Source organism: Gammaproteobacteria bacterium, from assembly GCA_022340215.1.
Lineage (GTDB): Bacteria > Pseudomonadota > Gammaproteobacteria > JAJDOJ01 > JAJDOJ01 > JAJDOJ01.
Map to the genome: position 1 here is coordinate 1 of JAJDOJ010000058.1, position 13,442 is coordinate 13,442.

A 13,442-nucleotide genomic window follows, 5' to 3' on the forward strand; every position below is an offset into this window, starting at 1 on the left:
CCAGGAATCCCATCACCGCGCCGAGTCCGAGGCGCTGAAACAGTGGCACCGCAACAACAGCCGCTGCCAGCAGGATAAGAATGTCGACGATGTAATTGGTCTCGGTCACAATTCAGTAGCGCCATGAAAAATCATCGAATCCCATAGGCTTGTCAGAAGCCGGATCCCAGGGCCATTGGCGATAGGCTCCATGACAGGGACGATCACTCCTGTTCCGGTCCACACCATCGTTCGCGTTGCGCTATCTTCATAACCCAAAAACCTTGGACAGTGCGAAAAACGCTAGGGTCAGAGCTGATTTGAGAGAAAACGGTCGCGTGGAATTCCCGCGCCTGACCCAATAGGGTCCGCATTACCAGGGCCTGTCCTCCGCTCGAGGTGAAGAACAGCAGCGGTTGTGGCGAGAGGCCTTGTTACTGTCTCTCTATAAACTTCTGCAGCGACCTCAGGATCCCGTCCGGTTCGGCTACGCCCATGCGGGCGATCTCCTCGGCGCGTTCCTGGGAGCGGGCGTATGCGTAGATGCGAAGTTGCGGAGCGTTGCCGGAGGGGCGGATGTGGGCGATGTCGCCATTGGCGAAGTAGCAGCGGATACCGTCCTGGACGTTGATCCGAGTGAGGGCTCCGAATCCCAGTCTTGGGGTGAAGAGGGCCTCGATCTCACACTTCCACTTCTGATAGAGCGCGGCGCCCGGCGAACTGCGTCTTCTCTCCCCGACCACCTCCTCGTCGAGGTCCCGCAGGGCGATGCGATCCTTGCCGAAATCCACCCATTGCACGTCTTCGGTCTCCGGGTGGTAACGGGCGACGATTGCCTGGCTGACCTCGCGGGGAAAGTCATCCAGCAGATCCGCCTTGCCGTACCATCCGGGCAGCGATTCGAAGACCTGGTGCAGGGTTTTCCCCCGCATTACGGCGGTGTGCAGGACGCACAGGATCGGCAGGGCTGCATCGCGTGTGGGCAAGGCCTTGAGGACGGTGTCGCCGATGGTCAGATCGGTGCCGACGAGAAATCCGCCGTTGGCTTCCCAGGACACGACGCGTTGCTTTCCCTCCGCGATGGATTCCTGCATCGATTCGATCACGAATGGCGAACCGATTCGCGTCTTGCGGACCTCGATCCCCTTTTCCGCGAAAAATTCGGCGACGGCGGGGTTCGCGCTGATCGGGACGGACACGGCATCGGTGTCAAGGTAGTCGGCAACCAGAATGCCGAGCAGGTCCCCGGGGAAAAACCGCAGCGAGATCCCGTCGTCCGACGCATCCTCGACCCCGACAACCAGCGGGCGGTCGCTGTCGCCGTCGGTCGAGACGATAGCGTCGATGTGGCCGTGCGACGCACGCGCCTCGACGACGATGGATTCCAGCATGGACAGATGATCGCCGGATATCGCCTCGGTGTCGATCGGTACGAATTCGTTGCTGCGCCCGGCGCGGATGACCTCGGCCCCTGCCGCTTCCAGGATCTCGGGTATGAGGTCGCGGCCGACGGCGGCGTACTGGAAGAACACGACACGCATTCCTTGCAGGGCGTCTGCGGGAAACGCCGAGCGGTAACGCGCCAGGTACGCCACACGTGCGCCGTCGTCCACCGACGGGGCCTCGACCCTGAATGCCGGCTTCAGCATCCCCGATGCGTCGAACACGGATGCTTCGAAATCCCTTGCGTACTGATCTTCTCGCGCGGCCTCGACGGCGGCGACGATTCCCGACTCGTCGGATTTCAGCACCTCGCCATCGCAGCGGTTGGCCTTCTGTCCGTTGCGGTCGGCGGGGATGTGGCTCCCGGTCACCACGAAGCTCGCGGTCCTGCATTCGAGCCCGAAGAAGGTGAGTGCCGGCGTCGGCACGCGGCCGCAGTAGGTCGCCTCATACCCGCGGTCCGAAATCGCCCGCAGGGTGGCGCCGAGCAGGCGTTCGCTCGATGGACGCAGATCGCCCGCCACGGGGATCGGCAGCTCGCCGCCGTCGTCGCAGCGCAGTCTACCGGTGCGTTCGAGATATCGCAGGGTACCGAGCGTCAGACAATAGACCTCGAGGTCGGTCAGATCGCTGACCAGCGCCCGCACGCCGCTGGTGCCGAAGCGCGACGGGACCGGATCGTATGCCAGTGCCTCGCGAAGGGATTGTCGTCCGGTCATGTTCTGCTCTTCCTGCCAGTCGCCTCGATGGGACAAGCCGCCCGCGTCGTGAGTGTACTGCATAACTCCCAAGTTCAAGTGCGCTCTCGGCGATTTCTCCCTTGTGCAGATGCCAGAAGGACAGAGGGGCGACCGCCAAATGGTGATCGCCCCTCGGTTTCAGCGACTCAAGGCGCGGAAGACCCCGCACCCCTTCGTCGATCATTCACCGGCCAGCTGGGTCATCTCCACGCGCCGATTAGTCGCCTTGCCCTCCGGAGTGTCGTTGGACACGATCGGATTCTCCTCGCCGTAACCGTTGGCCACAAGGTTGTCGGCCTCGACACCCTGCAAGACCAGATACGCCTTGACGATATTCGCGCGGCGCCGCGAGAGGTCCTTGTTGTAGACGTCGTCACCGTCGGTGTCCGTATAGCCGGCCAGGCTCACCCTGACCTCGGGGTTTGCCTTCAGCGTCTCGCCCACGGTGTCCAGGATACTGGAGGATTCCGCCGTCAACTGGTCCGAGTCAGTCACGAATTCCACGCCGCTCAGCACGATCGGCGCCGCTTCCTCGCACCCGAAACTGCCCACCGACGCACCAGCGGCAGTTTCCGAACAGAGATCGCTGTAGTCGTTAACCCCGTCCATGTCGCTGTCCAGGGAAACCCTGGCCAGTTTGTCGTCCGCAGCGGTCATCGTGGAACCCTCAGCGGTGGACGTCTCGGTGGAATCCGCATCGCTTTCAGCGATCGGGGCCGCCACATCCGAACTGCCCTCGACCGGATCACCGGTCTGCGCTTCGTCGGCTGCGACATTGCGCTCAACACTTGGGGCATTCGCCTGACGGGGAGCCGGGAAACCCGGCCCTCCCGGAGGAGCACCCCAGGGGGGGACAAAGGACATCGGAGCGTATCGGGGAGCGGGGTAGACCGGTGGCATTGGTTCGGCCACGGGAAGCGGCCGGTTGGTTGGCGATGCGGGTTCCTCACCCGTCGCGGCACCGGATCCGGTATCCGGTGCCGCGGCCCTCGCCATGGGAACACCATAGCCCGCCGGATACGGACCCCAGGGGAACTCATGAGGCTGAAATCGCATCTGTTGCGGGGCCCAAGATTCGACCCGGCGACGCCGCTCCGCCCACCAGGCATCACGCTCAGCGTCGTCCAGACCGGCCCGGCGCCATGGCGCCCGGGCGTGACGGGGATGGGATGCCTGTTCGCAGTACTGCGGAGCGAAACCGCTTCCGCCGTCGACCCCGGCATTGGCAGCGAGACTGATACCGGCGGCGACGGCCGCCCCCAACGCTCTGAAAACAAAAGGTTTCATCGATTTCTACCTGTATTTTTATGCCTGACGACGGACGAAAACGAAGACAACATAGCCGTCGCGTCATGTGAAGTTGGAAACCGGATCCGGGCGGCCCCGTTCCTGCGACCGGAACCCGCTGACCGAGATCGGCAAGCGCGAAATGTTAATACAGACGTTTGGAAAATGACATGTTTCTAATGTTACGCGGACAGCTCGATGGGTGGTCAGGGCCAGGTCTTCCGGGCGGCGACTCACGCGCCATCTTCCGCCGACGCGTACCTCGATCCGCCAATCACAGCCCATTCACCGAGACATCGCCGTTGCGACGGCCGAAGGCGATTTCTGTCATTTTCCGGCAATCGCCTAAACCCCCGATCCGGGCAGTTCGAATAATCGCTGAACGAACCACACCCCGGCAATGGCCGCCGCCGCGACCGACCCACCCCGAAGTACGACCGTCCCGTAAAGCTTGTGGTTACGCAGCGAGAACATCACCGGGATCGCCACCAATACCACCGCAACCTGCGCGAGTTCGACGCCGAGATTGAAACCGATCAGTGCCGGGATCAGGATTCGTGACGAGACCCCGGCATCCACCAGTACCGTGGCAAATCCGAATCCGTGCAATAAGCCAAAGGCGAATGCCAGCGGCCATCGCGAGGCCGACAACACCGGATGCAGATTGTTTATCGCGGCGACGATGACCGACGCGGCGATGGCCACCTCGACCCAACGCCCAGGCAATGCCACGATGCCGAGCACCGCGAGCGACAACGTGATCGAGTGCGCAACCGTAAACGCCGTCACAGTCTTCATGATTTCCATCAGGGCAGGCCGTAGTTGCCCAACCGGTCGCCAGCCTTCAGGGCGACGGGTGAGGACGGCCGGCAGCAGCAACGTCAACAGAAATAGCAGATGGTCGAACCCCAACCAGATATGCCAGACACCGTCGAGCAGATACACCGCGAACTCCCGGGGGGCGGAGAAAGCATCGCCGGCGCGGAACTCGAATTCAGGATGCCCGGCGCTGAGCAGCCAGGTTTCCTGCTCCCCGGTTGCGGTATCCACCAGGGTGACAAAATTCCGGTGTCCCCTGCCGAGCTCCTGCAACAACGGGTATTCGATGCGGATCGAGGACCCTGGCTGGACCCGGTATTCCATCCTCAAGCGAACGCCGTCGCCTGAGTACTCCTCGACTTCAACGCGCTCGGGCGCCACATGCTTCGAATCGCTGGTCAGTTGGATCGCGGTTAAGGCGATGCCTTCGAGCGCCTGGGCAACTGACGGATGCTCCCTGGCCGCATCCCGAGACGCCTGGAAGCGCTTGCGGCTAAGCAGAGGTTCGATATCCCTGCGCGCCATTGCCAAGTCCACCGACAGGGTGTTCCCCATCATCAACCATCTCGACGAGCTCAGCCCCGGATCATGGGCCGCCGCGTCGGGTACTGTAATTGTCAACAGCATGATAAGCATGCCCGCCAGCAGAGAGACACGCCTTCGGGGTACCGATAACAAACTGAGGAAAAGCCTCATTTTTCCAGTTCCTGCTGTCTATCTCCTAACCCCTCCCCCTGCAGGGGGAGGTGCAACTTACTGACTCCTCCCCCTGGCAGGGGGAGACTGGGTGGGGGTGGGGGCCGGGCTGGGTGGGGGTCGGGACTCGAGTCCGGCGCCGTGCCAACCCTTGCACCCACCCCCATCCCAACCTTCCCCGTCAATGGGGAAGGAGCTCCCCCAGTCAACGCGCAACAGCCGCACTACACTCAGTGGTGAGAGTGATTGCGGCCGTTCAGCGGGGTGCCGGCATAGGGCATCACGGTGTTGTAGGTGATGTCGTTGCGATTCACCCCGTCGACGTCGACATCGGCGTCACAGGCGATCGAGGGGTTAGCCGGGTCGCGGAGATCGCTGAGCAACGCGCAGACTGCGATGTCCACGACATCGTCGCCGAATCGCCGGCCATTGGGCCAGCCGCCGGGTATCACACCGCCCCCGAATCCGTCCTGGACACTGCTGGTCAACACGTCGCCGCCGAAGATGCCGAGGCGATGGAAACCGTTGCCGGTGGCATCACCAGCCAGTGCCGCCGGTCCGGTCGACAGGTCCACCTTGATGAGATCGGGGATGAAAATACCGGCCAGGTCGGTTCGTCCGCTGTCGATCGCGGCGGTGCCGTGAATCGCGTTGAGCAGGGTCGCAAGCTGGGGGTTTTCCGCGTATTTGCGAAACAGGTGGTTGTCCCGTGCCGGCATCGTCCGGTTGTAACGATCCTTGTCGGCGAGGGCGACTAGCGCCTCGTTGAACAACGGATTGCCCTGCCTGGCGATCTGCACCCAAGGACCCTTGTTGCGGTCGTCGTATTGGCGCAGGACGCGGGTCCTTTGACGGCTGGTGGTGGCATAGACACCGACGACCTGCCGGTCGCCGCCAATCTCCTCCAAGGGAATCTGCAGCACGATGGTATGGACGTTGTAACCGCCCTGACTGTCGAACGGCTTGTTCGGGCTTTCCAGACCGAGCACCGGACTCTCGAGCTGCAGCAGATCGAACACGGCCTGAATATCCCCGTAGAACCCGTCTTCACGTTGTCCCGCGAATACCCGGTGCCCACGCTTCAGTGTGTAGATGCTGGCGCGTGTATACCCGTCCAGATCGGACTCACTGGCTACACCCGGCCTGGCCGGATTGTCGCCGTTGTTGTCGATGTTATACCTCGGGGTCGCGATGCCCTGATTGTTCGGAGGCACCTTCAATGGCCGGTCCCGCGAATCCAGTCGGGTCGATTTACCGTTCCGGTGATCGACGCGTGTCACGCGGTAGGTCTGCGTCAGGTTCTGCGCAGCGTCGTCAACGATGTCGACCACGCCGAGGTAGGACTGCAGTATGGTGTTCGGCTCCTTAAACCCTGTGTCGAACCGGAACTGGTAGCTGAAGCTCGGCCGCCCCTTTTCCAGATCCTTTCCGGTCGAGATGTGTATCTCGTAGAGCACGTTGTCGTCGAAGTTGTACTTGTTGGGGCCGATTCCCGGTTCCTCGAAGGGATACACCGCCACCGCCGTGGTCAGGTACGGGATACCCCCGGCATCACTGCGAAACGCGTAGACGTCCGTTGTATTGGCCGCGTCGTCGAGGGTAATCAGCGGAGCATCCATGTGACTGGACGCGAATGCCGGCCCCGTCATCAGCGTCCCGGCGAGGAGTGAAGGTAGTAGGCGCTGTCGATGTCTAACTCTGTTCATGTCGATCTCCTGGTGGTGCATGGTCTTCCCGGATCATCGAGGTCTCCCCGAGTCCGGGACCGATTTGCGGACGCAATACCGCAAATTCTTTGAAAAGCAGGTCGCGCTCGCCCGGGAACAGCGTGTGGCGAAGTTCCAGGGCCCGGTTCAGCCAGCCGACGGCCTCTTCCGCGAAACCCGTGCGCGCGGCAATGATGCCGGCGTGAAGGAATAGGCGAGCCTCTTTGGTGCCAGCGGCCGTCGCCTGCAGGGCAAAACGACGGGCCGTGGGAACGTCTCCGGCGGCGAGGCTTGCCCAGGCCATGGCGTCCAGTGTGAAGACGTCCTGCCGCACACCCAGTTCGGTGCGCGCGACTTCCAGAGCCAGGGCCGGGTTCAGTCCTTCGGTAGCGAGGAACAAGGCCACGGTGCGTGGATCCTCGCGGTTTGCGGTATCGCTCAATTTCACCACGACCGCATCGGCCGCCATCTCTCTGCCCACGCGTCGCAGGACATCGGCCAGCAGCCACTGCACCTCCGGCAAGGTGGTCTTTTCCTGAGCCTGCTCAAGATCAGCGAGTGCCTCGCCCCATGCGTCCCGGGACAGCGCCAGTCGCGCCCGCAGGACAAGTGCCGGCACATAGTCCGGTGCAAGACGCAGGGCGGCGTGAAGATGCATCGCACTTTCGGACATCCGCCGGTCCTGAAACTCCAACCTGGCGAGTTCGGTGTAGGTCCAGGCCTCGGCCCCGGGATCCCGGCCGGCACCGGACCCGAGCGCCAGACGCATCATCTCGATCGCCCCCGACAGGTCACCGGTAGTCCACCGCAGCTTCCCCGCCCGAAGGTAGGCCTGGGGTCCTGGCCGCTGGGACATCATTTCCTGATACGCGTCGGCGGCCTCCTCGAGCCTGCCGAGATCGAACAGCGCATCTCCGAGCAATGCGTGATCGAACCAGAGTCCGCGCATCGCGACGAGTCGTCGTGCCACGCGCTCCGCCTCACGGAAACGATGCCGGCTGTGCAGGACATGTCCCTCCAGCAACATCGCCTCGGCACTGTCGGGATGCTGTTTCTTTATGCAATCCGAAGCAGCGGCTGCGAGTGTGTAGAGACCTGGGTCGCTGCGGGTCCTGGCCTGAGAGACATAGAACCAGCCGATTCGCTCGAGCAAGGGGACGGGATCGATACCCGCGGCCAGGCCGACCCGGAGACGCTCGATAATCCGACCCGGGACCGGCATCGATTCGTCGATTGTCTCAATGAGCCGACAGGGATCCGGCGTGACCTGCCAGTCGGCCCCCACAGTGGTGGTCGATGCCGCTTGCCCCGATGAAGGTCCCTGCCCGCAAGCGGCCGGCAGAAATACGGCGAAAGCCGTCAGGGGAACGCGATACCGCCAAAGGGTCCTGAACATCCTGCACTACCTCTGCCGTGAGCCTCGACCGGGGACTGGACCACGCCAAGCAGTCGCACCCCGGGATGTCGTTAGTCGGGAAACCATCACCGATTCGATGTGTTCCCGCGATGTATCTGTAATACGGAGGATGGATGGAAGTTGGATTCGGATTTGGACGCGCCTTGCCGCTTTGGGCATTTCGTCGCATGCGCGCGCGTCGCGGACTTCGCGTGTTGCGCTGCTGCGCTGGGAACGGAAAACAGGAGCCCCTGCCGACGGTGGGAAAGGCAGCGGAAACGAACACCGGTCGTCGGGCCGGGCAGGGGTGGAAGGCAGCTTGGAGGTAAGACGAGAGAAAATCCGCCGCCACAGGTCTTGCGCGGCGATGAGCGGATCGAGCGAACGATGATTGTACCGTCGCTGCGACGGGAACGCTTACCCGTCGTCCGCTAGGCCTAGTTAGCGTCGGTAAACACCCTTATGCGTGGAACCGCTGTGCTGGTTCCACCCTACGCAATATCGTAAGTCATTAAAATCAGTAGGTTGGATCAAGCGAAGCGGATCCAACAAGCAATGGAGAAGAAGAACCCACAGTTTGTGGACGGACACTAGGGGGCCGCGATGCTGTTCTCCAGCGGTTCCTGTATAAACAACAGGGCACCCGTGTCGGTGAAGGCTTTGGGGTGAACGCTTTCCCGGTGCGCCACGTGCCAGTCTCCCGCTGACAGGTGCAGCGGACCGTAGCGCAAACTGCCTTCCAGCACCAGACAGAGTTCCGTACCCCGGTGACCATGGTGGGGCGCTTGCACACCGGGTTCCACCTTCAACAGGTAGGACTCCGTCCCTGCGACGGTGTCGGTATACAGGGGCTTTTTCCGGATACCGGGTGCGATGCTCAACCACTCGCCTTCATCGGCGCGTATCGTGAGGAACCCGCGCTTTACCGAACGTTCCTCCGCCACGCGGGCAAGGATCTCGCGGCGCAGACGCATCTCGCTCTGAGGTGACAGCGCCGCACCCGTGTGTGCCTCACCAAGGGCCTCCGAGACGTCCGCCGGCAAGGCATCGTGTTCGGAACGATTCTCGTACTCAGGGTTCATATACATCCTCCTGGGCGGCCTCCGATGCTGTCAACGCCTTGCGCAACACCGCGTAGGCCCGACGCAGCTTCGTCTTGACCGTGCCCAGCGGCATTCCGGTACAGGTGGCGAGTTCGGCGTGTGTCATCCCCCGATAATAGGCCAGTGATATGAGCTGGCGCTGGGTCTCCTCCAGCGCCGCGATGGCCTGGTGGACCGCCGTTGAACGATCCAGCGCCATGGCCAGATCCTGTTGTGTCGATTCCCCCGTATCGGGAATCGTTTCCAGGTCTCGGTACGCCTCGACCGGATCCAGGCCTTCGCGACGCAATGCGTCGATGGCACGGCTGCGGCACAGCATACTCAGCCAGCCCTTTACCGTGCTGCGAGTTGCGTCGTAACGGACGGCGGACCGCCACGCCTGGACATAGACGTCGCTGACGACCTCCTCGGCGATCTCGCGCCGTTGCGTCACACGCAGAGCGAGTGCGTACGTGCAATTGACGGTCATGTCGTAGAGCTCCGCCAGCGCCTTCTCGTCGCCCGCCGCCATGCGCCGCACCCGCTCGACGAGCAGCGCAGATTCCCGCCCGTCGACCTGCCCCGGACTCGCCTGCCCATTCTGATCCATGAACAGAATGGTAGCGCAGTTCGGTCGATGCTTGCTTTGCGCACCGGCACCGTTCCGCGGATCGGTACGACTATCGCTACCCATCTCGACAATGACCCCGCTTGTATCCCTCTTCGGACAATACGCAGGGTAATTCGATCCGGTTTCCATTCAAGGGAGTGAATCAGGAAATTCCCCGGGCAGCATGTGTTTAACGCCGTGCATCGCTCAGTAGGATCCTGATTGACGAAATCGGTTCCCCGGACGTCTTCCCTTCCGCCTGCAGCAGCGGTTCCAGTGCCGCCCAGACGTTGTTCAGCAGGATCGGTTGCGCCCGGGCATTGGGATGGATGCCGTCGGCCTGCATCATCGAGGGATCGAGGGCGACACCGTCGAGGAAAAACGGGACGAGGGCAACCCGATTCGTCTCGGCCGCATCAAGGTACACCTGGTGAAACGCCATCCCGAACGCCGGTCCGTAGTTGGCCGGCAGCTTGACGCCGAGCAGCAGGACGCGCGCGCCGGCCTCCCTGGACAGCCGAATCATATCCTCGAGGTTAGCCGCCGTGACCTGCGTGTCGATCCCCCGCAGCCCGTCGTTCCCGCCCAGTTCGATAATGACGATATCCGGCTGCTCGCGCGCCAGCAGCGCCGGAAGCCGTGCCAGACCGCCCCGGGTCGTATCCCCGGTGATACTGGCATTGACGACACGGTATGCGTAGCCTTCCCGTGAAAGTCGCTCCGCCAGCAGATCGACCCAGCCGGACTCCGCCGCGATCCCGTGAGCGGAACTCAGACTGTCACCGAGCACGACCACGGCGGGAGACGGAGCGGCAAGCACCGGGACAAAGCAGATCAACCAGCAAGCAAATGACAGAGAACCACGCATGGGCGTGAATGTTACCGCAATACCCGTCTCGGCCAAGGGGCTGTCGAAGACGGTTCCCACCGCCGACGGTCCCCTGAGCATCCTGACGAACGTGGAACTGGAGGTCTCGCAGGGTGAGGCGGTCGCGATCCTGGGGGCCTCCGGTTCCGGCAAATCCACCCTGCTGAGCCTCCTGGCGGGGCTGGATACCGCCACCGGCGGGCACGCCCGGTTGTTCGGAGCGGATCTCGGCGAGCGGGACGAGGACGGGCGCGCGGCCCTGCGCGCGGGGCGGGTCGGCTTCGTGTTTCAGTCCTTTCAGTTGCTCTCCGGCATGACCGCACTGGAAAACGTCATGCTGCCGCTGGAACTCGCCAACCATGCGCAACCCGAAGTGGCGGCGACGGAAGCACTTCGCGAGGCCGGCCTCGGCGCCCGCCTGCATCACTACCCTTCCCGGCTGTCGGGCGGAGAGCAGCAACGCGTGGCGGTGGCCCGCGCCTTCGCCCCGAACCCCCGTGTCCTGTTCGCCGACGAACCCACCGCCAATCTCGACGCGGTCACCGGAGAGAAGGTCGCGGACCTGTTATTCCGGCTCAGGACCGGAAACCGCGCCACGCTGGTGCTGGTCACCCACGACGAGACGCTGGCGCGGCGCTGCGACCGGCAACTCCTGCTGCACGGCGGTGCGCTGGAGCCGCGGTCGTGAAGTCGTTGCCGCTCGCCTGGCGCCTCCTGCGGCGTGACTGGCGCGCGGGAGAACTACGCCTGCTGGTGTTCGCGGTGGTGGTGGCGGTCGCCTCCGTCACCACCGTCACCTTCTTCACCGACCGCGTCGAACGGGCCATGTCGCGCCAGGCGACCGCGGTACTGGCGGCCGACCTGGTGGTCGAATCGAGTCAACCCCTAAACGACGCGATACACGAAACCGCCAAGCGGTACCACCTGAACACCGCCGATACGCTGAACTTCCCGAGTGTGGTGGTCGCCGGGGATCGAACGCAGCTCGTACAGGTGAAGGGCGTATCCGACACCTACCCGCTGCGGGGAGAGTTACTGACCGCCCTGGAACGGGGTGGAGCCGATTCCGTCACGCCGGGGATCCCGGCTGCCGGCGAGGCCTGGGTCGAGGCGCGCCTGCTCGCAGTGCTCGGCCTCGGGATCGGAGATGACCTGCGTCTCGGTGAGGCGGATCTGCGCATCGCGCGCATCGTGACCCGCGAACCGGATCGCGCGGCGAATCTCTTTCGCCTGGCGCCCCGGGTGATGGTCGCCTTGGACGAGATCGCGCGAACGGGTCTCCTCGGACCGGCCAGCCGCGTACGGCACCGGTTTCTGGTCGCGGGAGAGGCCGGAGACGTCGAGCGCTTTCGTAACTGGCTGCAGACCCACCTGCCCGAGGGGGCGAGCCTGGCCGATGTCAGCAGCGCGCGTCCGGAACTGCGCATGGCCCTGGAGAGGGGTTCGCGATTCCTGCGCATCGCAGCGGTCACCGCGACCCTGCTGTGCATCGTGGCGGTCGCCATGTCCACGCGGCGCTTCGTCGAGCGGCAGTCCGATGCCGGCGCCCTGCTGCGCTGCCTGGGCGCCAGCCGCCGCCGGGTCTTTGCGATCTTCTCGCTCCGGCTGCTGCTGCTCGGTCTGGCCGGCAGCCTGGCCGGGACGCTGGCAGGTCTCATGCTCCAGACGGTCCTCGCCGAACTGGTCGGGAACTGGTTCAGCGACGACCTGCCGGCCCCGTCGGCCTGGCCCCTTGCCGCCGGCGTCGCGACCGGGATCCTGATGCTCGGCGGGTTCGTCCTGCCCTCCGTGCTGCGGCTCGCGAACGTCCCGCCGATGCGCGTCTTTCAACGGACCGCCGGCCCGCCGCCGCTCTCGTTCGGCCTGTTCGTGGTGACGGCCGGTCTCGCGCTCACCACGTTGCTGGTCTGGCAGATCGGGGACGACGCACTGGCCTTCCGCCTGCTCGGCGGACTGGCGGGAGGCCTGATCGTACTCGTGATCGCCGCGCGCCTGCTGGTCCGCCTCCTGACCCCGATGCGGTCACGCGCGACGGGATCCTGGCGCTATGGTCTGGCGAGTCTGTCCCGCAGTCCCGCGACCACGACCCTCCAGCTCACCGGGTTCGGCCTGGGCATCACCGCGCTGCTCCTGCTGGCGTTGGTCCGGGTGGACCTGCTCAGCGCTTGGCGGGACGCGCTGCCCGAGGACGCGCCCAATCACTTTCTCATCAATATCCAACCCGATGAGGTGGACGGCGTGCGCGATCTGCTGACCGCGGACGGGTTGGACGTCGGTGGACCGTTTCCGATGGTGCGGGGACGACTGGAGTCCATCGGGGACCGCGAGGTCGACCCCGAGGACTACGAAGAAATCCGCACGCGACGGCTGGCCACACGCGAATTCAACCTGAGTCAGGCCGAGACCCTGCAGACCGACAACGCCATCGTCGCGGGGCAATGGTGGTCTGCCGAGGAGCACGAGCAACCGCTGTTCTCCGTCGAGGAGGGAATCGCGGGACGGCTGGGCATCGAGGTGGGCGACGAACTCGTGTTCAACGTCGCGGGGCAGTCCGTGCGCGGTCGGGTCAGCAACCTGCGCTCGGTTCAGTGGGACTCGTTCAACGCCAACTTCTTCGTCATCGGCACCCCCGGGCTGATGCGCGACCTGCCCGCCACCTACATCGCGACCTTCTACCTGCCGCCGGAGCGTTTTGATGTGGTCAGCCGTCTGGTAAGGCAATACCCCAGCGTCACGGCGCTCGACGTGACCGCCCTGATGAAGCAGGTCCGCGACATCATGGACCGCGGCGCCCTGGCGGTGGAGTCCGTCTTCCT

10 protein-coding genes are annotated in these 13,442 nt (G+C 64.0%); 2 read left to right on the plus strand and 8 right to left on the minus strand.

The genetic code is table 11. From position 1 onward, the window contains the following. Window positions 1-413: 413 nt before the first annotated feature. The 8 genes from LJE91_04270 to LJE91_04305 all read right to left on the minus strand — a co-directional run bounded on the left by LJE91_04270 (window position 414) and on the right by LJE91_04305 (window position 10,626). Entirely contained in the window at window positions 414-2,219 is a 1,806-nt protein-coding gene (locus LJE91_04270; GenBank protein MCG6867957.1) for a phosphomannomutase, read from the minus strand. A gap of 123 nt (window positions 2,220-2,342) precedes the next feature. Continuing rightward, complete coding sequence (locus LJE91_04275) at window positions 2,343-3,449, minus strand: OmpA family protein (GenBank protein MCG6867958.1); 1,107 nt, start codon at window positions 3,447-3,449, stop codon at window positions 2,343-2,345. Window positions 3,450-3,794: 345 nt separating this feature from the next. Further along, window positions 3,795-4,895, minus strand: coding sequence for a HupE/UreJ family protein (locus LJE91_04280; protein MCG6867959.1), 1,101 nt, complete (start codon window positions 4,893-4,895; stop codon window positions 3,795-3,797). A 299-nt stretch (window positions 4,896-5,194) separates the two neighbouring features. Beyond that, a complete protein-coding gene (locus LJE91_04285) occupies window positions 5,195-6,670 on the minus strand; it encodes a DUF4331 domain-containing protein (protein ID MCG6867960.1) in 1,476 nt (491 codons plus the stop codon). Further along, entirely contained in the window at window positions 6,657-8,066 is a 1,410-nt protein-coding gene (locus tag LJE91_04290) for a tetratricopeptide repeat protein (GenBank protein MCG6867961.1), read from the minus strand. The genes LJE91_04285 and LJE91_04290 overlap by 14 nt, the downstream gene beginning before the upstream one ends. Before the next feature lie 590 nt (window positions 8,067-8,656). Then, complete coding sequence (locus tag LJE91_04295) at window positions 8,657-9,148, minus strand: cupin domain-containing protein (protein ID MCG6867962.1); 492 nt, start codon at window positions 9,146-9,148, stop codon at window positions 8,657-8,659. Beyond that, window positions 9,138-9,842, minus strand: coding sequence for a sigma-70 family RNA polymerase sigma factor (locus LJE91_04300; protein ID MCG6867963.1), 705 nt, complete (start codon window positions 9,840-9,842; stop codon window positions 9,138-9,140). Before LJE91_04300 ends, LJE91_04295 begins: the two co-directional genes overlap by 11 nt. Window positions 9,843-9,948: 106 nt before the next feature. Continuing rightward, complete coding sequence (locus LJE91_04305; protein MCG6867964.1) at window positions 9,949-10,626, minus strand: arylesterase; 678 nt, start codon at window positions 10,624-10,626, stop codon at window positions 9,949-9,951. Between LJE91_04305 and LJE91_04310 the strand changes: the two genes are divergently transcribed. Together LJE91_04310 and LJE91_04315 are read left to right on the plus strand one after the other, a co-directional pair. After that, window positions 10,625-11,314, plus strand: a complete 690-nt coding sequence (locus LJE91_04310) for an ATP-binding cassette domain-containing protein (protein MCG6867965.1) — start codon at window positions 10,625-10,627, stop codon at window positions 11,312-11,314. The genes LJE91_04305 and LJE91_04310 overlap by 2 nt on opposite strands. Next, the coding region (locus LJE91_04315; protein ID MCG6867966.1) for an ABC transporter permease at window positions 11,311-13,442 on the plus strand (2,132 nt) is incomplete at its 3' end. The genes LJE91_04310 and LJE91_04315, both read left to right, overlap by 4 nt.

Excerpts from the sequence above, each read along its gene's own strand:
- LJE91_04305 (MCG6867964.1), bottom strand. The coding sequence starts at position 10,626 with ATGCGTGGTTCTCTGTCATTTGCTTGCTGGTTGATCTGCTTTGTCCCG.
- LJE91_04310 (MCG6867965.1), top strand. The coding sequence starts at position 10,625 with ATGGGCGTGAATGTTACCGCAATACCCGTCTCGGCCAAGGGGCTGTCG.
- LJE91_04285 (MCG6867960.1), bottom strand. The coding sequence starts at position 6,670 with ATGAACAGAGTTAGACATCGACAGCGCCTACTACCTTCACTCCTCGCC.
- LJE91_04295 (MCG6867962.1), bottom strand. The coding sequence starts at position 9,148 with ATGAACCCTGAGTACGAGAATCGTTCCGAACACGATGCCTTGCCGGCG.
- LJE91_04280 (MCG6867959.1), bottom strand. The coding sequence starts at position 4,895 with ATGCTGTTGACAATTACAGTACCCGACGCGGCGGCCCATGATCCGGGG.
- LJE91_04275 (MCG6867958.1), bottom strand. The coding sequence starts at position 3,449 with ATGAAACCTTTTGTTTTCAGAGCGTTGGGGGCGGCCGTCGCCGCCGGT.
- LJE91_04290 (MCG6867961.1), bottom strand. The coding sequence starts at position 8,066 with ATGTTCAGGACCCTTTGGCGGTATCGCGTTCCCCTGACGGCTTTCGCC.
- LJE91_04300 (MCG6867963.1), bottom strand. The coding sequence starts at position 9,842 with ATGGGTAGCGATAGTCGTACCGATCCGCGGAACGGTGCCGGTGCGCAA.